16 protein-coding genes are annotated in these 19,635 nt (G+C 64.4%); 9 read left to right on the forward strand and 7 right to left on the reverse strand.

Annotated elements, in window-relative coordinates; all coding sequences use genetic code 11:
* Positions 1–46: 46 nt before the first annotated feature.
* Positions 47–1,360 (reverse strand): guanine deaminase, encoded by a 1,314-nt coding sequence (gene guaD, locus RFN28_RS08205; RefSeq protein WP_320286869.1) that lies wholly within the window; start codon positions 1,358–1,360, stop codon positions 47–49.
* A gap of 2 nt (positions 1,361–1,362) precedes the next feature.
* On the reverse strand, positions 1,363–2,589 hold the full coding sequence (locus RFN28_RS08210; protein WP_320286870.1) for a urate hydroxylase PuuD: 1,227 nt from the start codon (positions 2,587–2,589) through the stop codon (positions 1,363–1,365).
* Positions 2,590–2,741: 152 nt separating this feature from the next.
* Here RFN28_RS08210 and RFN28_RS08215 point away from each other — a divergent pair, with 152 nt between their 5' ends.
* The 3 genes from RFN28_RS08215 (at position 2,742) to RFN28_RS08225 (ending at position 5,969) form a co-directional block, all read left to right on the forward strand.
* On the forward strand, positions 2,742–3,662 hold the full coding sequence (locus tag RFN28_RS08215) for a LysR family transcriptional regulator (protein WP_320286871.1): 921 nt from the start codon (positions 2,742–2,744) through the stop codon (positions 3,660–3,662).
* A gap of 106 nt (positions 3,663–3,768) precedes the next feature.
* The gene (locus tag RFN28_RS08220; protein ID WP_320286872.1) at positions 3,769–4,722 is read left to right on the forward strand and encodes an LLM class flavin-dependent oxidoreductase; all 954 of its coding nucleotides are present in this window, start codon (positions 3,769–3,771) and stop codon (positions 4,720–4,722) included.
* Positions 4,719–5,969, forward strand: a complete 1,251-nt coding sequence (locus RFN28_RS08225) for an LLM class flavin-dependent oxidoreductase (protein ID WP_320286873.1) — start codon at positions 4,719–4,721, stop codon at positions 5,967–5,969. Before RFN28_RS08220 ends, RFN28_RS08225 begins: the two co-directional genes overlap by 4 nt.
* Positions 5,970–5,974: 5 nt before the next feature.
* Here the strand turns inward: RFN28_RS08225 and RFN28_RS08230 are convergent, their stop codons facing one another.
* The 5 genes from RFN28_RS08230 to uraH form a co-directional block, all read right to left on the reverse strand.
* The gene (locus RFN28_RS08230; RefSeq protein ID WP_320286874.1) at positions 5,975–6,811 is read right to left on the reverse strand and encodes a PhzF family phenazine biosynthesis protein; all 837 of its coding nucleotides are present in this window, start codon (positions 6,809–6,811) and stop codon (positions 5,975–5,977) included.
* A gap of 144 nt (positions 6,812–6,955) precedes the next feature.
* Positions 6,956–7,858, reverse strand: coding sequence for a xanthine dehydrogenase accessory protein XdhC (gene xdhC, locus RFN28_RS08235; protein WP_320286875.1), 903 nt, complete (start codon positions 7,856–7,858; stop codon positions 6,956–6,958).
* A 62-nt stretch (positions 7,859–7,920) separates the two neighbouring features.
* A complete protein-coding gene (gene xdhB / locus RFN28_RS08240) occupies positions 7,921–10,284 on the reverse strand; it encodes a xanthine dehydrogenase molybdopterin binding subunit (protein ID WP_320286876.1) in 2,364 nt (787 codons plus the stop codon).
* Entirely contained in the window at positions 10,284–11,765 is a 1,482-nt protein-coding gene (gene xdhA / locus RFN28_RS08245; protein ID WP_320286877.1) for a xanthine dehydrogenase small subunit, read from the reverse strand. The genes xdhB and xdhA overlap by 1 nt, the downstream gene beginning before the upstream one ends.
* A gap of 3 nt (positions 11,766–11,768) precedes the next feature.
* Positions 11,769–12,143: a hydroxyisourate hydrolase gene (uraH, locus tag RFN28_RS08250; RefSeq protein ID WP_320286878.1), complete on the reverse strand. Its 375-nt coding sequence runs from the start codon at positions 12,141–12,143 to the stop codon at positions 11,769–11,771.
* Positions 12,144–12,336: 193 nt separating this feature from the next.
* On the opposite strand from uraH, the gene puuE reads away from it, so the two are divergent.
* From puuE to RFN28_RS08280, 6 genes are all read left to right on the forward strand, one after another.
* Positions 12,337–13,761, forward strand: coding sequence for an allantoinase PuuE (puuE, locus tag RFN28_RS08255; protein ID WP_320286879.1), 1,425 nt, complete (start codon positions 12,337–12,339; stop codon positions 13,759–13,761).
* 25 nt (positions 13,762–13,786) lie between these two features.
* Entirely contained in the window at positions 13,787–14,635 is an 849-nt protein-coding gene (locus tag RFN28_RS08260; protein ID WP_430677515.1) for a bifunctional allantoicase/(S)-ureidoglycine aminohydrolase, read from the forward strand.
* Complete coding sequence (locus RFN28_RS08265) at positions 14,632–15,123, forward strand: ureidoglycolate lyase (protein ID WP_320286881.1); 492 nt, start codon at positions 14,632–14,634, stop codon at positions 15,121–15,123. The genes RFN28_RS08260 and RFN28_RS08265 overlap by 4 nt, the downstream gene beginning before the upstream one ends.
* Positions 15,124–15,134: 11 nt before the next feature.
* A complete protein-coding gene (locus tag RFN28_RS08270; protein ID WP_320286882.1) occupies positions 15,135–15,728 on the forward strand; it encodes a nucleoside deaminase in 594 nt (197 codons plus the stop codon).
* An 86-nt stretch (positions 15,729–15,814) separates the two neighbouring features.
* Positions 15,815–17,800 (forward strand): CocE/NonD family hydrolase, encoded by a 1,986-nt coding sequence (locus RFN28_RS08275; RefSeq protein WP_320286883.1) that lies wholly within the window; start codon positions 15,815–15,817, stop codon positions 17,798–17,800.
* Between the two features lie 149 nt (positions 17,801–17,949).
* Positions 17,950–19,539, forward strand: a complete 1,590-nt coding sequence (locus RFN28_RS08280) for an ABC transporter substrate-binding protein (RefSeq protein ID WP_320286884.1) — start codon at positions 17,950–17,952, stop codon at positions 19,537–19,539.
* Positions 19,540–19,635 lie beyond the last annotated feature (96 nt).

Raw genomic sequence — 19,635 nt, forward strand, 5'->3', positions numbered from 1 at the left:
GGCCGATGGCTGACGCCGGGTCAAGCGCGGAGCGCATGGAATGGCGTTATGCCGCGATGGCGCTCTTTGCCGGCCGGCCCGCCACGTAGACCTCGCGCACGGCGCGATCGTCGCCCAGCGTCTGCAGCAGGAAAAGTTCCTCGGCCAGCGTCTCGACCGTCTCCATCCTCAGCCGCATCGCCGGCGTGGCATGGGCGTCGAGCACGACGATGTCGGCATCGGTGCCCTCGTCGAGCGTGCCGACCTTGTCGGCCACCGACAGCGCCTCGGCATTGCCGCGCGTCAACTGCCAGAAGGACTGGAACGGGTTGAGCTTCTCGCCGTTCAGCGCGATCACCTTGTAGCCCTCGTCCAGGGTGCGCAGCATCGAATAGTTGGTGCCGCCGCCGACGTCGGTGGCGGCGGCGATCCGGAGCGGCTTCTCGCGCCGGCGATAGCGCTGGTAGTCGAAGAGGCCGGAGCCGAGGAAGAGGTTGGAGGTCGGGCAGAAGACGGCCACTGAGCCCGACTGCGACAGCGCGTCGGCCTCGCGCTCCGACAGATGGATGCAGTGGCCGAACAGGCTCTTCCTGCCCAGCAGGCCGTAATGCTCATAAATATCGGTGTAGTCGCGCGACCAGGGATAGAGCTCCTGGGTGAAGACGATCTCGGCATGATTTTCCGACAGATGCGTCTGCATGTGGAGATCGGGATGCTCGCGGCAGAGCGCGCCGGCCATCTCCATCTGCTCGGGCGAGGAGGTGATGGCGAAGCGCGGCGTGATGGCATAGAGCTGGCGGCCCTTGCCGTGCCATTCGGCGATCAGCGCCTTGCTGTCGTCATAGCCGGTCTGCGGCGTGTCGAGCACGCCATCCGGTGCATTGCGGTCCATCATCACCTTGCCGGCGATGTTCAGCATATTGCGGTCATGCGATTCGGCGAAGAAGGCTTCGGCGGAAGATTTGTGCACAGAGCAATAGGCGGCGACCGTCGTCGTGCCGTGGCGCAGCATCTCGTCGAGGAACAGCCTGGCGATGCGACGACCGTGCTGCGCGTTCCGGAACTTCGTCTCTTCCGGGAAGGTGTATTTGTTCAGCCAGTCGAGCAGCTCGGCGCCGTAGGACGCGATGACCTGCATCTGCGGAAAATGCACATGGGCGTCGATGAAGCCCGGCAGGATGAGATGCGGACGATGATCGATCGTCTCGACGCCGGCGCCCGCACGCTTCGCGACCTCGGCATAGGGACCAACGGCAACGATCTTGCCGCCGTCGATCAGCAGCCCACCATCTTCCTCGCAGCGCCAGGCGGTATGGTCATCTATCGCTTCGGGCCAGCGCAGGAAGGAGAGCGTGCGGCCGCGCAGGAGTTTTGATGTCATGCTTACTTTCCGGCGCCTTCGAACCAGGCCACCAAAAGGGCGCGTTCCTGGTCGGTTATCTGGGTAACATTGGCGGGCGGCATGGCATGCGCCCGGCCGGCCTGCAGATAGATTTCGCTGGCATGCTCGGCGATACGCTCATCGGTGTCGAGCATCACGCCCTTGGGCGCATGGTAGATGCCTTCATAGACCGGCTCCTCCGCATGGCACATCGAGCAGCGGCCGAGCACGGTATCGCGCACGGCAGGAAAGTGGGCCGAGGCCATATAGACTTGGGCGGCAGCGGATGCGGCGGAAGTCTTCGGCTCGCCGGTCAGCACCTTCGGCACGGTCGACAGCCAGATGATGACGATGAAGAGGACGGCGGCGCCGAGCCAGGTCCAGGTCGGGTTGCCCTTCCGTGCATGGACGGTGTTGAAATAGTGCCTGATCAGCACGCCGATGATGAAGACCAGCGAGGCGATGACCCAGTTGAACTGCGTGCCGAAGGCCAGCGGATAGTGGTTCGACAGCATCAGGAACAGCACCGGCAAGGTCAGGTAGTTGTTGTGCAGCGAGCGCTGCTTCGCGATCTTGCCGTATTTCGGGTCCGGCTTGCGGCCGGCGATCAGGTCGGCGACGACGATCTTCTGGTTGGGGATGATGACCATGAAGACATTGGCCGACATGATCGTGGCGGTGATGGCGCCGAGATGTAGGAAGGCGGCGCGGCCGGTGAAGAGGTGCGTCAGCCCCCAGGCGATGAACACCAGCACGCAGTAGAGCACCAGCATCAGCCCGGTATCGCTTTTTCCCAGCGGCGAGCGGCACAATAGGTCGTAGACGATCCAGCCGACGCCGATGGTCGCCAGCGACAGCAGGATGCCGACCGGCACCGAGACGTTGAGCACGTTGGGGTCGATCAGGAACAGGTCAGCGCCGGCATAATAAACCACGCAGAGCATGGCAAAGCCCGACAGCCAAGTGGCGTAGGACTCCCACTTGAACCAGGTGAGGTGCTCCGGCATCTCTGCCGGCGCCACCAGATATTTCTGGATGTGGTAGAAGCCGCCGCCATGCACCTGCCATTCCTCGCCGAAGGCGCCGACAGGCAGGCCGGGACGCTGGCGCAGCCCGAGATCGAGGGCGACGAAATAGAAGGAAGAGCCGATCCAGGCGATGCCTGTGATGACATGCAGCCAGCGGACGGCAAAACTCAGCCAGTCCCAGAAAATCGCAAAATCCGTCATTGTGTCGCCCTTGGGGAACCTGTCCCTGCCGATTGCACGACTTTACGGGCTGGCGCCGAAACGAAAAGAGGCGAGGCGCGCGATGACTTTCAAAAAAAAATGGAAAATACTAGGTTCACTGCACGCAGCCGTTTGAGAGCCACGACAGCCGCATGGCCTATCTCGACAACATCGCCGTCTTCGTCCGCGTCGTCGAGCTCGGCAACCTGTCGGCAGCCGGCCGCGATATGCGCATCTCGCCGGCGGTGGCCTCAAACCGCATCAAGGAGCTGGAGAAGCATCTCGGTGTGCGGCTCTTCAACCGCACCACAAGGCAATTGATGCCGACCGAGCACGGCACGGTGTTCTATACCGGCGCCAAGCATGTGCTGGAGGCGATCACCGAAGCGGAGGCCGCTGTCGCCGCACTCTCCGGCCAGCCACGCGGCACGATCAAGGTGACGGCGCCGCTCGGGCTCGGCCGGCGGCTGATCGCCTCAGGCATTCCGGACTTCCACGACAAATACCCCGATATCGAGGTGCGGCTCAGGCTCTCCGACCACAATGTCGATATCATGAAGGAAGGCATCGACGTCGCCTTCCGCCTCGGCATCATCGAGGATTCGAGTCTGAGGATGCGCGGCATCATGGAATGCGAGCGCGTGCTGGTGGCGGCGCCGAAATATCTGGAAGCACGCGGCGAGCCGGCCGAGCCGCAGGAGTTGATCGGCAAGAGGCACGATTGCCTGATGCTCCGCTATGCCGGCACGCGCGAATATGTCTGGACGCTGCAGACGCCGAGCGGACCGCAGAAATTCGAGGTGCACGGGCCCTACGACACGGATGATGGCGACGTGCTGACCGGCTGGGCGCTATCGGGGCGCGGCATCATCAACAAGCCGCGCTTCGAGGTCGAGCCCTTCATCCGCGACCAGCGGCTGAAGGTGATCCTGGCCAAGACGCCGCCGACTCCGGTGCAGCTTGCCGCCGTCTATCCGCACAAGAAGCTGCAGGACCCGAAGGTGCGCCTGCTGCTCGACTTCATGGCCGATCGCTGCCAGCGGCTGATCAAGGACATTCTCGCCGGCAAGTAAGGGCTGGCCGGCAGGAGACGGCGTACTGGCCCAGCCGATCGGGTTGCCTTGCGCGAGGGGGAGCCTAGGTTGGTAGCGACGTCGCTGGCAGCGAATGGGCAGCACAATGCATCTCGCCGTTTCGCTCGACATTGCTTCCGCCCCCGGGCAGGCCGGCGTGACGTTTGCCGAGATCGCCAGCCTCGTGCAGAAGGCGGAGGCGGCCGGGATCGATATGGTCGTCGTCTCTGATGCAACGGAGGAGCGATCGAGCAGTCCCTTCGAGGCGACCACGCTTCTGGCGGCACTCGCTACCGTGACCGAAAGGATCGGGCTGGTCGCCAGTGCCTCGACGCTCGCGCACCAGCCTTACAATCTGGCGCGCCGTTTCGCCTCGCTCGACATCATCAGCCATGGCCGCATCGGCTGGAGCGCAACGCTGCGGCAGAACCCGCGCGAGGCGGCCAATTTCAGCCGGCCGGAAGGCATTGCCGACGAAGATTTCCATCGCCGCGCGGAAGAGTTCATCGGCATCGTGCAAGGTCTTTGGCGAGGCTGGGATGCGGACGCTTTGCTGTTCGACAAGGCCAGCGGCCGGTTCCACGATCCCGATAAGATGCATTTCCTGAACCACAAGGGCGAGTTCTTCTCCGTGCGGGGGCCGCTCAACGTCGCCCGCTCGCCGCAGGACACGCCGGTGCTGGTCATGTCGGGCCTGGGTGAGGCCGATCTCGATTTCGGCGCCAAAGTCGCCGACGTCGTGCTGATCGAGGCGGAGGGCGCCAAGACAGCCTATGATGATCTCAAGCGCTGCGCGGTTGCCGCCGGACGCAAGCCGGAAACCATGAAGGTGCTGGTGACGGTTAGCGTGAACGAGCTTGCGGCTGGCGAGCTTGAGGACTGGTTCGACACCAAAAGCTGCGATGGTTTCAATTTCGCTTTGCCGGCTGATCTTTCGGCGCTCGATGACTTCACCGACCGCATCCTGCCGGAGCTTCGCCGTCGCGGCCTGGGCCGCTCGGCTTATGCTAGGGCGACGCTGCGCAACCATCTCGGGCTTGGCACAGGAGGCGCAAAATGAGCGCCCGCCAGATGAAGCTCGGGCTGTTCCTGTGGGCGACCGGCCATCATATTGCCGGCTGGCGGCATCCGGACGCGCATGTGACGGCCGGCATCGACATCGACCATTACATCCATCTCGCCCGCACGGCGGAAGCGGCGAAGTTCGACATGGTCTTCTGCGAGGACGCCGCCGGCCTGCGCGAAGCCAATATCAACATCGCCAGCCAGACCTCGCGCTCGATCGGCTTCGAGCCGATCAGCCTGCTTTCAGCTCTTGCCGTGCAGACCGAGCGCATCGGCCTCGTGTCGACGGCCTCGACCAGCTACAACGAGCCTTACGGGCTGGCGAGGGCCTTCGCCTCGCTCGACAATTTGAGCGGCGGCCGCGCCGGGTGGAACCTGGTCACTTCGGCAAATCCTATCGAAGCCGCGAATTTCGGCGCGACAGGTCTCAGGCCGCATGCCGACCGCTACGAACGCGCCCGCGAATTCGCCACCGTCGTCACCGGCCTGTGGCACCGCAAGGCGGCCGGCCATGACGGCCAGAGCTTTTCGGCGCGCGACCCGCTCGACATACCGCCCTCGCCGCAAGGCGCGACGGTGATGGTGCAGGCCGGCGCTTCCGACGATGGCAAGGATCTTGCCGCGCGGACCGCCGATGTCGTGTTCTCCGCCGCGCAGACATTCGAGGAGGCGAAGACCTTCTATGACGATCTCAAGGGGCGGCTGGCCGCCTATGGCCGCCAGCCGGACGACGTGAAGATCATGCCCGGCGTGGCGCCGATCGTCGCGGCAACGAAAGCCGAGGCTCAGGCCAAATACGATGCGCTGCAGGAACTGATCCCCGACGATGTCGGCGTCGCGCTGCTTTCCAGCTATCTCAGCATCTCCGACCTCTGGCGCTATCCGATCGACGGGCCGTTGCCAGAACTGCCGGAGAGCCAAGGCATGAAAAGCCGGCAGGCGCTGGTCATCGAGCAGGCACGGCGCGACGGTCTGTCGATCCGTGAGCTCGCGCGCTATTTCGCTGGCGCGCGCGGCCACTGGCGCGTCGTCGGCACGGCGGCGCAGATCGCCGATGCGCTGCAGGAGCGATTCGAAGGCGGGACGGCCGACGGCTTCAACGTCATGCCGTCCTGGTTCCCGGGCGAATTGGACGCTTTCGCGACAATGGTCGTGCCGGAACTGCAGCGGCGTGGCCTGTTCCGCAAGGAGTATGATGGCCGCACGCTGCGTGAGCACCTTGGCCTCAAGCGACCGGTTTGAGCGCCTCAGCCTTCATCCATTAACCGGGCTGTTCCGGAAACCCTGATCGAGCTGCCGGGCGCCGGCGGAATGTCGGCATGGAGGCGCGAGCGCATGCCCATGTCCTCGCCCTGCAAGATGTCTATCGCGCCGCCATGCGGCCAGCCGAGGTCGCGCAGATAGCCGGCAAAGGCGGCGGTCGCAGCGCCCGTCGCCGGATCCTCATAGACGCCGCCCGAGGCGAAGGGATTGCGCGTGTGAGAGAGACGCGGCGTCTCGGCATAGGCGAGCAGGATCGTGACCAGCCCTTCGCGCCGCATGAAGGCCTGGCCCTGCTTCAGCTCATAGGCCATGGCGGCCAATGCCTCGCGTGATTTCAGCGCCAGCACCAAGTGGTCGGCGCCGCCATGGATGAGTGCCGGCGGAATGGCCGGGTCGAGATCGCCTGGCTGATAGCCGAACAAGGCTAACGCTTCGCCGGCCAGCTCCGATGAGGCGGGCCGGCTGCGCGTCGGCGGCGACTGCAAGGCGGCGGCAAAATTGGCACCGTCGCGAAAGCCTTCGACCGTTATGTTGGCCTGGTTGAGAGCCAGCTTGAAAACGCCGTCGCCGAACTTTCTGACGAGTGCCGCACCCAATGCAATCGTGGCGTGGCCGCAGAACGGCACTTCTGATTCAGGCGAAAAATAACGAACGCGCCAGCCATCGCCTTCAGGCGCGGCGAAGGCGGTTTCCGAAAAGCCGACTTCGGCAGCGACCCGCTGCATGTCGGCGGCATCGGGCAAAACGTCGCCAATCACGACGCCGGCCGGGTTGCCGCCGGAGTTGCCATCCGAAAATGCCGCTATGCGCAAAACGTCCATGTCGCTCGCCTCGTGTTCGTCAGGCGCGCAGAAAACACGTTCCGGACTGGTTTGGGAAACGACGAAAGCGACGAGCAGCTGTGAGCGGTGGTCATACCTTGGCGGATTTGCCGCTGGCATCCCAGGGAAATTGCGGTGGCTGGATCAGTCTGCCACAGCTTTCTCGGAGACATTCGAACCGGCCATCTTGGCGGCACGAGACACCAGCGCCGTCATGATCTCGGCGGCGGCGAGCGCGGCGATCACCGACGGGCGCTTGTCCTTCACCGCGTTGCCGCCGATCGGCGAGACGAGGCGGTTGAACTCCGCTTCGCTGCCCTCGGCGGACTTCAGGAACCAGTTCTTGAACGTCGCCTTCTTCGTCTTCGAGCCGATCATGCCGACATAGGCGGCGTCATCGCGCATCAACGCCTCGGCGACGATCAGGAAATCGAGCGCATGGTCATGGGTGAGGATGGCGAAGGCCGATCCAGCCGGCGCCTCGCGAACGGCGCTTTCGGGCATCGGCGTCAGCCGGGTCTCGACCGTTTCCGGCATACCTTCGAGCGCATCGGCGCGTGTCTCGACGACAACGACATGGAGGGGCAGAAGCGAAAGCGTCGCGGCTAAGGCCTGGCCGACATGGCCGCCGCCGAACACATAGACATGCGGCAGATGCGCTTCCTCGGCCTCGGCCTTGGCGACCAGTTCCTGTTTGAGCGCAGGGTCGACCAAGCGAATCAGCACCTCGACGCGCCCACCGCAGCACTGGCCGATCTCGGGCCCGAGCGGAACATCCAGGGTCGCGCAGACTTCGTCCACCTCGATGCGGGCTTCGCCGGCTTCGGATCGCGATGGCGCCCGCTTGCTCAGCATCTGCCGCGCCTTGTCGATCGCCATGAATTCGAGCTGGCCGCCGCCGATGGTGCCGAAAATCGCCGATGCCGAGACGAGCATGAAGGCGCCGGTCTCGCGCGGCGTCGAGCCTTTCGTGGCCGCAACCTCGACAAGCGCGACCCGGGCGGCCTGGCCGAGAAACGCCTTCAAGCTCTGCGCCTTCGAGTTCATCGTCTGCATTTCCACCCAGGAATATAGCGTTTTGCGCCCCGAATTGCACGTTTTGGCCGGATTCAGGCCTGTTTTGCGGCTTCCCGCTTCAGCCGCTCGATCGCCATCAGCACCCGTTCCGGCGTCGCCGGCGCGTCAAGGCGCGGACAGATCTTGTGGTCGGCGACGCTCGCCACCGCGTCGGACAACGCATGCAGCACAGACATGCCGTGCGGCAGCGGCGGCTCGCCAACTGCCTTGGAGCGGTGGATGGTCGGCTCGTAAGCCGACGACCAGTCAGTCAGCTTGACGTTGAAGATCTTCGGCCGGTCGGAAGCGAGCGGGATCTTGTAGGTCGATGGCGCATGCGTGCGCAGCCGCCCGCTATTGTCCCACCAGAGCTCCTCCGTCGTCAGCCAGCCCATGCCCTGGATGAAGCCGCCCTCGACCTGGCCGAGGTCGATCGCCCGGTTCAGCGAGCGGCCGGCATCGTGCAGGATGTCGGTGCGCTCGACGACATATTCGCCCGTCAGCGTGTCGACAGAGACTTCCGAGCAGGCCGCGCCATAGGCGTAATAGTAGAATGCGTGGCCGCGGCCCTTGCTGCGGTCCCAGTGGATCTTCGGCGTCTTGTAGAAGCCCGCCGCCGAGAGCTGGATACGGTTGATGTAGGCCTGCTTGACCAAGTCGTTGAACGCGACTTCCTGGTTGCCGACGCGCACCCGGTTGGGCAGGAACACGACCTGGTCGAGCGGCACCTGGTATTTTTCCGCCGCGAAATCGGTCAGCCGCTTGCGGATCTGGCGGGCGGCGTTTTGCGCCGCCATGCCGTTGAGGTCGGCGCCGGAGGAGGCGGCCGTCGGCGAGGTGTTCGGCACCTTGGCGGTGGTGGTGGCGGTGATCTTGACCCGGTCGAGGTCGATCTGGAATTCCTCGGCGACGACCTGCGCCACCTTGAGGTGCAGTCCCTGCCCCATCTCGGTGCCGCCATGGTTCATATGCACCGAGCCGTCGGCATAGACATGCACCAGCGCGCCGGCCTGGTTGGCTTCCGTCTTGGTGAAGGAGATGCCGAACTTGACCGGCGTCATCGCCAGCCCGCGCTTGATGAAGCGGCTGTTGTTGTTGAAGGCGCTGATCTCGCGCCGGCGCCGCGCATAATTCGCGCTCTCCTCCAGCTCCGCGACGATGCGGTGGATGATGTTATCCTCGACCCTCTGGTGGTAAGGCGTGAAGCATCGCTCGCCGATCGCATCCATCGGGTCGTAGAAATTCAGCTTGCGGATTTCCAGCGAATCCTTGCCGACCGCGAAGGCCACCTCGTCGATGACCCGCTCGGCACCGACCATGCCCTGCGGACCGCCGAAGCCGCGGAAGGCCGTGTTGGAGACGGTATTGGTGTAGAGCGGAACCGACTTCGCATGCACCGCCGGATAGAAATAGGCGTTGTCGCAGTGGAAGAGCGCTCGGTCTCCCACAGGACCCGAAAGGTCGGCGGAAAAGCCGCAGCGCAAAGCATAGGTGAAGTCGACGCCGAGGATGTTGCCCTCGTCGTCGAAGCCGACCTCGTAGTCGATGGCGAAATCGTGCCGCTTGCCGGTGGCGATCATGTCCTCGTCGCGGTCGAGCCTGATCTTTACCGCCCGATTGAGTTTCTTCGCCGCGATGGCGGCGATCGCCGCGCTCTGGTTTGCCTGCGTTTCCTTGCCGCCGAAGCCGCCGCCCATGCGGCGCACTTCTACCGTCACGGCATGGCTCGGCACGCCGAGCGCGTGGGCAACCAGGTGCTGCGTCTCGCTCGGGCCCTGCGTCGAGCAATAGACGATCACCTCGTCATCCTCGCCCGGTATGGCGAGCGAAACCTGGCCTTCGAGATAAAAATGGTCCTGGCCGCCGAGCCACATGCGGTTCTTGATGCGGCGGGGTGCTGCCGCAATCGCCGCAGCCGCATCACCGCGGTTCAGAACCAGCGGCGTGGTGACCTGCTTGTCCTTGACCGGGTCGAGGTCCCAGATGCCGATCACAGCCGGAAGCTCGTCATATTCGATCCTGGCGAGGCGCGCCGCGCGGCGCGCCTCCTCGCGGGTGTTGGCAACCACGGCGAAGATCGGCTGGCCGTAAAACTGAATCTTGCCTTCGGCGAGCACCGGATCGTCATGCATGTTGCTCGGCGAGACGTCGTTCTCGCCCGGCACATCGGCATAGGTCAGCACATCGACGACGCCGGGCGCCACGCGAACCGCCGACAGGTCGACGCTCTTCAAGGTGCCATGGGCAACCTTGGCGAGGCCGAGGCCGATATGCAGCGTGCCGGCGGGCTCCGGCATGTCGTCGATATAGACGGCGGTGCCGCTGACATGCTTGTGCGCGGAATCATGCCGCTGTTCGGTGGCGACGCCGCCGAGGATCTTCTCGGCCTTGAGGTTGGTGGTGGCGTGCTTGTTCATCAGGCCGCCTCGTTGCGTGACACCTGGAACGGCGCCCTGGTGCCGGTGGTTTCGACGTAGAAGCGCAGCAAAAGGTTCTTCGCTGCCAGCGCCCGATATTCGGCGGTTGCGCGCATGTCGGTGATCGGCGTGAAGTCGCTGGCGTATTCGGCCATCGCGGCCTCGACAGTCGCTTCGCTCCAGGGCTTGCCGATAAGCGCCCTTTCAACCGCAGCCGCACGCTTCGGTGTCGGCGCCATGCCGCCATAGGCGATGCGGATGTCGGCCACGGTGCCGTCCTTGGCCAAGGTCAGATAGAAGGCGCCGAGGGTAGCGGTGATGTCCTCGTCGCGGCGCTTGGTGACCTTGTAGACGGCAAAGTTCGTGTCCTTTGCCGGCACGGGCACATGCACCGCCTCGACGAATTCGCCGGGCTGGCGGTCCTGCTTGCCATAGGCGATGAAGAAGGTTTCGAGCGGGATGGTGCGGCGCGCATCACCCTTGCGGAGCGTCAGTTGAGCGCCGAGCGCGATCAGCGGCGGCGGCGTGTCGCCGATCGGCGAGCCGTTGGCGATATTACCGCCGATGGTGCCCATGTTGCGCACCTGCTCGCCGCCGATGCGATCGACCAGCGGCCCCAATGCCGGGATGCGCTTCGACAGCGTCTCGAAGGCTTCGGTGTAGGTCACGCCGGCGCCGATGGTGATGACCCCGTCGGCCTCCGAGATCGTGCGCAGGCCGTCGAGACCGCCGATGAAGATCGCCGGCGAGATATCGCGCATATGCTTGGTGACCCACAGGCCGACATCGGTCGAGCCGGCAACGATGGTTGCGCCCGGCTCCTTTTCGAGCACGGCGGCGAAATCGTCGACGTCAGCCGGCACGATCAGCCGCTGTTTGCCTGACCCGACCTCGACCCGGGCGCCGTCGCGCAGCGCTTCCAGGCGAGCGGTAATATCCTCGCGCTCCACCGCCAGCGGGTCCTTGGCCGCCCTGCCGTAGCTCGAAATGGCACGCGCGGCGCGCATGATCGCCTCATAACCGGTGCATCGGCAGAGATTGCCCTGCAGCGCCTTTTCGATCGCTGCATCCGAGGGGTTGGGCGTCCTCATCCAGAGCGCATAGAGTGACATGATGAAGCCCGGCGTGCAGAAGCCGCATTGCGAGCCGTGGAAATCGACCATCGCCTGCTGCACGGGGTGAAGCTGTTCGCCATTGCCGCGCAGGTGCTCGATGGTGACGACATGGGTGCCGTCGAGCGAGCCCATGAAGCGGATGCAGGCATTAACGCCTTCGTAGACCAGGCCTTCGGCGGCAAGCTTGCCGACCAGCACCGTGCAGGCGCCGCAATCGCCCTCGGCGCAGCCTTCCTTGGTGCCGCGCAGCGACCGGTTGAGCCGCAGCCAGTCGAGCAGCGTCGCGTCGGGCGCGAGGTCGGTGAGCGCGACGTCGGCACCGTTGAGGATGAAGCGTATTTCGTTGCGGGTTTTGATCTCTGCCATGACTCAACTCCCGCGATAGGTCGAGTAGCCGTAAGGCGAAATCAAGAGAGGGACATGATAATGCCGCTCCTCCGCCATGCCGAAGCGGATCGGCACGGTATCGAGGAAAGCGGGCTCTGGCAGGCTGATGCCTTGGCCGCGCAGATAGTCGCCGGCGGCGAAGACCAGCTCATATTCGCCGGTGCGGAAATCGGCCCCGGCAAGCAGCGGCGCATCGCAGCGGCCGTCATCATTGGTGGTGACGGTCTTGAGATGTGTGCGGGCCAGGCCCTCGATGCGGAATAGCTCGATCGAGAGGCTCTTTGCCGGCCTGCCGGTCGCGGTGTCGAGCACATGGGTCGTCAGACGCCCGCCATCGGCTTTCGACGTTTCTGCCACTGCCGCCTCCCATTTTCAGTCGACCGATTGGCCGGTAGTCGAACGTTTCCAAGTCAATTGTGCGCCAATTAAAGGCGATGCATAAGTCCCGGTCGAGCGGAGTGCGGCAAAAAGCACTTTCAAAAATTTTCGGGGGAATGCTGGAGCACTCCTTTCGATATCTTGATCGCAACAATCGGGCAGGAGCAACCCAATGCGTTACGAACGGGACATGCGCGGTTACGGGGCCAATCCGCCGGATCCGAAATGGCCCGGCGGCGCCTGTGTCGCCGTGCAGTTCGTCGTCAATTACGAAGAAGGCGGCGAGAACTGCGTGCTGCACGGCGACAAGGCCTCGGAAGCCTTCCTCTCGGAGATCGTCGGCGCCGCTCCCTGGGTCGGCCAGCGCCACTGGAACATGGAATCGATCTACGAGTATGGCGCCCGGGCCGGCTTCTGGCGGCTCTACCGGCTGTTCACCGAAGCCAAGGTGCCGGTGACCTGCTACGGCGTCGCCACCGCGCTTGCGCGCTCGCCCGATCAGGTCGTGGCCATGCAGGAGGCCGGCTGGGAGATCGCCTCGCACGGGCTGAAATGGATCGACTATCGCGACCACAGCGCGGAGGACGAGCGGCGCGATCTAGAAGAGACGATCCGGCTGCACTACGAAGTGACCGGCGCGCGCCCGACCGGCTGGTATACCGGCCGCACCTCGGTCAACACGGTGCGGCTCGTCGCCGAGGAAGGCGGCTTCGATTACGTTTCCGACACCTATGACGACGAACTGCCCTACTGGTTCGACCGCGACGGGTTGGAGAAGCCGCAGCTCATCATCCCTTACACGCTCGACGCCAACGACATGCGCTTCGCCACACCGCAGGGCTTCAACTCGGGCGACCAGTTCTTCGCCTATCTGAAGGACAGTTTCGACACGCTCTATGCCGAGGGCAAGGCAGGGCGGCCGCGCATGATGAATATCGGCCTGCACTGCCGTCTGGTCGGCCGTCCCGGCCGCGTCGCGGCGCTCAAGCGCTTCGTCGACTATGTGAAGTCGCATGACAAGGTGTGGCTGACCCGGCGCATCGACATAGCCAAACACTGGCGAGAGACGCATCCCTACCAGGCGCCAGCGTTGCGCCCATCGCGGATGGAGTTCGAGGAATTCGTGCATGCCTTCGGCGGCGTCTTTGAGCATTCGCCGTGGATCGCCGAGCGCGCCTACGAGCTGGAGCTTGGACCCGCGCATGACAGCTCCGGCGGCCTGCACAACGCGCTCTGCCGCGTCTTCCGCGCGGCGACGGAGGCCGAGCGACTTTCCGTGCTCAACGCCCATCCCGACCTTGCCGGCAAGCTGGCGGCGGCCAGGCGCCTGACGCCGGAATCGGCCAAGGAACAGGCCTCCGCCGGGCTCGACGCGCTCACCGACAAGGAGCGCGAGCTGTTCTCGAAACTCAACGCCGCCTACGTCACCACCTTTGGCTTCCCCTTCATCATCGCCGTCAAGGGCAAGACCAAGGATGAGATCCTGGCGGAGTTCGAGGCGCGCATCGGCAACAGCCGCAGCGTTGAGTTCGAGACCGCCTGCAGACAGGTCGAGCGCATCGCGCTGCTTCGGCTGAGAGACATGCTTCCACAATAGGCTTCAACACATGGATATGATGAAAATGGCCGAGCGAACCTACTATGCGCCGCATGGCGGCCATCCCGGCCAGACCGAGCTCCTGACCGGCCGCGCCGTCTTCACCGAGGCCTATGCCGTCATCCCCAAGGGCGTGATGCAGGACATCGTCACCAGCCCCCTGCCCTTCTGGGACGAGACCAGGGCCTGGATCATCGCAAGGCCGCTGTCGGGCTTCGCCGAGACGTTTTCGCAGTACATCGTCGAGGTCCTGCCCGGCGGCGGCAGCGACCGGCCGGAACTCGACGCCGAAGCCGAGGGCGTGCTGTTCGTGGTCGAGGGCGAGCTCACCGTCTCGCTCGACGGCAAGAAGCATGTGCTTGCCCCCGGCGGCTTCGCCTTCCTGCCGCCGGCAAGCGGCTGGACAGTGCGCAACGAGAGCGGCGACGCTGTGCGCTTCCATTGGATCCGCAAGGCCTATGAGGCCGTCGACGGCCTCGACATTCCGGAAGCCTTTTTCACCAACGAGCAGCAGATCGAGCCGAGCCCGATGCCCGGCACCGAGGGCCGCTGGGCGACGACGCGCTTCGTCGACCCGGCCGACCTGCGCCACGACATGCACGTCACCATCGTCACGCTCAAGCCCGGCGCGGTTATTCCCTTCGCCGAGACGCATGTCATGGAGCACGGGCTCTACGTGCTCGAAGGCAAGGCCGTCTACCGGCTCAACCAGGATTGGGTCGAGGTCGAGGCCGGCGACTTCATGTGGCTGCGCGCCTTCTGCCCGCAGGCCTGCTATGCCGGCGGTCCCGGAGACTTCCGCTACCTGCTCTACAAGGACGTCAACCGGCATGCCAAGCTCGGCGGCGCCGGTATCGCGGGTCGCGCGCGGTGATCCGCATCGTCGCCAAGCCGCTAACCCGCGAAAATTTCGCGCCGTTCGGCGACGTCATCGACATGGGCGGCGACAACCGCTACCCGATCAACGGCGGCAAGGCGATGCGCTATCACGACCTCGCCACGGCGGAAGCCGCAGGGCCGAATGCGCGTGTGTTGATCTCGATGGTGCGCGGGACGCCTTACGAGATGCCGCTTAAGCTCACCATGGTCGAGCGCCATCCGCTCGGCAGCCAGGCTTTCATTCCGCTGTCGCCGCGCCCGTTCCTGGTCGTCGTCTGCCATGACACCAATGACGGTCCGGGCGAGCCGCATGCCTTCATCACCGCGCCCGGGCAGGGCATCAACTACCGGCGCAACCTCTGGCACGGCGTGCTGACGCCGATCGGCGAGGAACAGGATTTCCTGATCGTCGACCGCGGCGGCGACGGCTCCAACCTCGAGGAGTGCTATTTCTCGCACCCTTACGAGATCCACCTTCCCTGAGCGCTTCCGATATGACCGACATTTCGCTGATCGACCGCCTGCTCGACGTGATCGAGCATGACATCGTGCCGAAGACCGCCGAGGGCGTTGCCCATGGCAACAAGCTCTTCGGCGCCGCGATCTTGCGGAAAGACGACCGCTCGCTGGTTCTCGCCGAGACCAACAACGAGATCGAGAATCCGCTCTGGCATGGCGAGGTGCACTGCCTGAAGCGCTTCTACGAGATGCCCAAGGCCGAGCGCGTCGACACCAAGGACGCGCTGTTCCTCGCCACACACGAGCCCTGCTCGCTCTGCCTGTCGGCGATCACCTGGACCGGCTTCGACAATTTCTACTACCTCTTCAGCCATGAGGATTCGCGCGACAGCTTCGCCATCCCGCATGACCTCAAGATCCTGAAGGAGGTCTTCACCCTCGACCCCGGCGGCTACAACGCCGAGAACGCTTACTGGAAGAGCTTTTCGATCCGCCGGCTGGTGCGCGCTTTGCCCGAGGCCGAGCGCAAGCGACTGGAGGCAAGAATCGGGAAAATCTCCGCGCGCTACGATGAGCTTTCGAACGCTTACCAGGCCAGCAAGGCTGAGAATGACATTCCGTTGAACTGACGCGGATTGACCAGCCGATTTCGCCGGTTGGCCCACGACGCATTGCACGCGACTCCATCATGTGGCGGCGGACACCGGAGCCCCGCATGAAAACCGTCACCGAATTTCCCCGTAAGGTCGTCGAATTTCCCGATATGGGCATCGTCATGCCGGATGGCTGCCGGCTGTCGGCGCGCATATGGATGCCTGAGGATGCCGCCGACAATCCGGTGCCGGCGATCCTCGAGCATCTGCCCTACCGCAAGCGCGACGGCACCATCTTCCGCGATCAACTCACGCATCCCTATTTCGCTGGGCACGGCTACGCGTCGATCCGCGTCGACATGCGCGGCAATGGCGATTCCGAAGGGCTGATGGACGACGAATATTCCGAGCAGGAATTGCAGGACGCCTGCTCCGTTATCGCCTGGGCAGCCGCGCAGCCCTGGTGCAACGGCAGTGTCGGCATGATGGGCATCTCCTGGGGCGGCTTCAACTGCCTGCAGGTCGCGGCCAAGCAGCCGCCGGCGCTGAAGGCGGTGATCAGCCTGTGCTCGACCGTCGACCGCTATGCCGACGACATCCACTACAAGGGCGGCTGCCTGCTGTTGGAGAATTTCGGCTGGGCCTCGACGATGCTTTCCTATTCGTCGCGGCCGCCGGATCCGGCGATTGCCGGCGGCAACCGCTGGCGCGACCTGTGGCTCAGCCGGCTGGAAAACCAGCCGTTCCTCGCGCCGCTGTGGCTCAGCCATCAGCATCGCGACGCCTACTGGAAGCGCGGCTCGATCTGCGAGGATTTTTCGGCTGTTCATGCGGCGGTGCTGTCGATCGGCGGCTGGCATGACGGCTACCGCAACACGATCTCCAACCTCGTCGCCAACATCCAGTCGCCGGTGAAGGGCATCGTTGGCCCCTGGATCCACAAATACCCGCATTACGCTGGCCCCAATCCGGCCATCGGCTTCCTGCAGGAGGCGCTGTGCTGGTGGGACCGCTGGCTGAAGGGCGCGGCGACCGGTGTCGAGACCGACCCGGACTACCGCGCCTATGTGATGGACAGTGTGCGGCCTGCACGCTGGCACCCGGAGCGGCCGGGCCGCTGGGTGGCGGAACCGGAATGGCCGTCCCCCAACATCAAGGTCGAGGCGATCGCACTCATTCCCGAAGGCGCCAAGCCGGCAATCGTCGCTACTCCGCAAAATTGCGGGCTGGCCGGCGGCGAATATTTTCCCTTCACCTTCGGGCCGGAACTGCCGGGCGACCAGCGCCCCGACGACGCGCTTTCGGTATGCTTCGACCAGGCCGAGCTCGACAAAGCGATCGACATTGTCGGCGCGCCGGAGTTGGAGGTTCGAGTGGCCTCGGACCGCCGCCAGGCCAACATCGCGGTGCGGCTCTGCGACGTGCATCCCGACGGCGCCTCGGAACTGATCTCCTATGGCGTGCTCAACCTCACCCACCGCAGCTCGCATGAATTCCCGGAAGCGCTGGTGCCAGGGGAGACGGTTTCGGCACGCGTCGTGCTCGACCAGTGCGCCTATCGGGTGCCGGCCGGTCACCGGCTGCGGATCGCCGTTTCCAATGCTTATTGGCCGATGATCTGGCCGTCGCCGGAGCCGGTCAGGCTCGACTTGTCGAAAGCGACATTGAAGCTGCCGCTGCGCCCGCTGGCGAAGGGCGACGAGGTTTCCTTCCCCGAACCGGAAGGCGCCACTCCTTGGGCGACCGAGACGCTCAGGCCGACCAACTCCGAACGGCATGTCGACCGCAACGAGAAGACCGGCGTCGTCACGCTCGCCATAAAGGATGATTTCGGCGAGGTGCGCGATTTGCAGCACGGGCTCGTCAACGGCAGCATCGTGCGCGAGACATGGACGATCCATCCCGATGATCCGAAATCGGCCACAGGCAGCACCCACTGGACGCAGACATTGTCGCGAAATGAATGGTCGGTGCGGACCGAGACCTTTGCCGATATGCGCTGCGACGCACAAAACTTCATCCTCAGCGCCAGAATCGAGGCCTATGAGGGCGATAGGCTGGTTTTCGAGCGCGACTTCGAACAGACGATTCCCCGCGCCCTCGTGTGAGGCGCTGGCAAGATTGGTCCAATTGCGACGCGCCATTTACGCCACGGCATGTCGCATTCGGTCTTGTTACAGCTTTCCGTTGCGGTCATTATCTCCTCCAATAAGCAGAAACGACCATAAGGTCGGACCATCAGAGTGAGGAACCCATAATGACAAACGAACTCGACTATCTCAGCCGTCGCGTCGCCGCCGGCAAGCTCAGCCGTCGCGACTTCCTTGGCCGCGCCGCCGCGCTCGGCGTCTCGGCCACCATGGCCAACTCGCTGCTTTCGAGCGCTGTCCGCGCCGCCGGCCCAGTCAAGGGCGGCACGCTCAAGGCAGGACTGCAGGGCGGTGAATCCACCAACAGTCTCGACCCGGCGACCTTCCTCAGCCAGGTGCCGTTTGCTTTCGGCAAATGCTGGGGCGAGACCTTGGTCGAGCTCGCGCCGGGCGGCGGCGTCGAATATCTGATCGCCGAGGAGATCGGCGCGTCGGACGATGCCAAGACCTGGACAATGAAGATCCGCAAGGGCGTCCAGTTCCACAACGGCAAGGAAGTGACGCCGGACGACGTGGTGGCGACGCTGAAGCGCCACAGCGACGAGAAGTCGAAGTCTGGCGCGCTCGGCGTGCTGAAGAGCATCGACACCATCAAGGCCGACGGCGGCAATGTCGTGGTCACGCTGAAGGACCCGAACGCCGACCTTCCCTACCTGATGGCGGACTATCACCTGATCATCCAGCCGAACGGCGGCGTGGACAAGCCCGACGCCGGCATCGGCACCGGGCCGTACAAGGTCACCGCCAACCAGCCGGGCGTGAAGCACGGCGGCGAGCGTTTCGCCAATTACTGGCAGCCCGACAAATACGGCCATGCCGACCAGGTCGAGATCGTCGTCGTCAACGACCCGACAGCCCGCATGGCGGCGCTCCAGGGCGGACAGGTCAACATGATCAACCGCGTCGAGCCAAAGATCGTCGACCTGGTCAAGCGTCTGCCCGGGGTCACCATCCGCGCCGCCTCGGGCCGCGGCTTCTACCCCTTCAACATGTTCTGCGACACCGCGCCCTTCGACAACAACGACCTCAGGATGGCGCTGAAGCTCGCCATGGACCGCGAGGAGATGCTGACCAAAATCCTGCGTGGCTACGGTTCGGTCGGCAACGACATGCCGGTCAACAAGGCCTATCCGCTGTTCTCGGACGATTTCGAGCAGCGCAAGTTCGATCCGGAAAAGGCGGCAGCGCTCTACAAGAAATCGGGCCACAGCGGCTCGATCCTGCTGCGCACCTCCGACGTCGCCTTCCCCGGCGCGGTGGACGCGGCCCAACTCTATCAGCAGAGCTGCGCCAAGGCCGGCATCAAGATCGAGATCAAGCGCGAGCCGGGCGACGGCTACTGGACCGAAGTCTGGAACAAGCAGCCCTTCTCGCTCTCCTACTGGGGCGGCCGGCCGACGCAGGACCAGATGTACTCGACGGCCTATCTCTCGACCGCCGACTGGAACGACACGCGCTTCAAGCGCCCGGATTTCGACAAGATGGTGCTTGCGGCGCGCGGCGAGCTCGACGAAGCCAAGCGCAAGAAGATCTACCGCGACATGGGCGAGATGATGCGCGACGAGGGCGGGCTGATCGTGCCGTTCTTCAACCAGTTCGTCGATGCGACCGGCAAGGGCGTCGAAGGCTGGGTCGACAACCCGGCGCAGGAACTCAGCAACGGCCACGCCCTGATCCAGTGCTGGCTGCAGGCGTGACGAAGGAAAACGAAGGGCCGGTCGAAACCGGCCCTTCCTTGCTTTCACAGCTTGCCCGAAAGGCAGGCGTCCCTTCCTCAACGTTGCGGGTTGCCG

This window comes from Mesorhizobium album, from assembly GCF_033977205.1.
GTDB lineage: Bacteria > Pseudomonadota > Alphaproteobacteria > Rhizobiales > Rhizobiaceae > Mesorhizobium > Mesorhizobium album.

Bases quoted from the DNA above. Each gene is read 5' to 3' on its own strand.
- xdhA (WP_320286877.1), bottom strand. From the start codon at position 11,765: ATGGCAGAGATCAAAACCCGCAACGAAATACGCTTCATCCTCAACGGT.
- xdhC (WP_320286875.1), bottom strand. From the start codon at position 7,858: ATGAACTCGAAGGCGCAGAGCTTGAAGGCGTTTCTCGGCCAGGCCGCC.
- RFN28_RS08275 (WP_320286883.1), top strand. From the start codon at position 15,815: ATGAAAACCGTCACCGAATTTCCCCGTAAGGTCGTCGAATTTCCCGAT.
- RFN28_RS08230 (WP_320286874.1), bottom strand. From the start codon at position 6,811: ATGGACGTTTTGCGCATAGCGGCATTTTCGGATGGCAACTCCGGCGGC.
- puuE (WP_320286879.1), top strand. From the start codon at position 12,337: ATGCGTTACGAACGGGACATGCGCGGTTACGGGGCCAATCCGCCGGAT.
- RFN28_RS08225 (WP_320286873.1), top strand. From the start codon at position 4,719: ATGAGCGCCCGCCAGATGAAGCTCGGGCTGTTCCTGTGGGCGACCGGC.
- xdhB (WP_320286876.1), bottom strand. From the start codon at position 10,284: ATGAACAAGCACGCCACCACCAACCTCAAGGCCGAGAAGATCCTCGGC.
- guaD (WP_320286869.1), bottom strand. From the start codon at position 1,360: ATGACATCAAAACTCCTGCGCGGCCGCACGCTCTCCTTCCTGCGCTGG.
- RFN28_RS08220 (WP_320286872.1), top strand. From the start codon at position 3,769: ATGCATCTCGCCGTTTCGCTCGACATTGCTTCCGCCCCCGGGCAGGCC.
- RFN28_RS08215 (WP_320286871.1), top strand. From the start codon at position 2,742: ATGGCCTATCTCGACAACATCGCCGTCTTCGTCCGCGTCGTCGAGCTC.
- RFN28_RS08260 (WP_430677515.1), top strand. From the start codon at position 13,787: ATGGCCGAGCGAACCTACTATGCGCCGCATGGCGGCCATCCCGGCCAG.
- RFN28_RS08270 (WP_320286882.1), top strand. From the start codon at position 15,135: ATGACCGACATTTCGCTGATCGACCGCCTGCTCGACGTGATCGAGCAT.
- RFN28_RS08280 (WP_320286884.1), top strand. From the start codon at position 17,950: ATGACAAACGAACTCGACTATCTCAGCCGTCGCGTCGCCGCCGGCAAG.
- RFN28_RS08210 (WP_320286870.1), bottom strand. From the start codon at position 2,589: ATGACGGATTTTGCGATTTTCTGGGACTGGCTGAGTTTTGCCGTCCGC.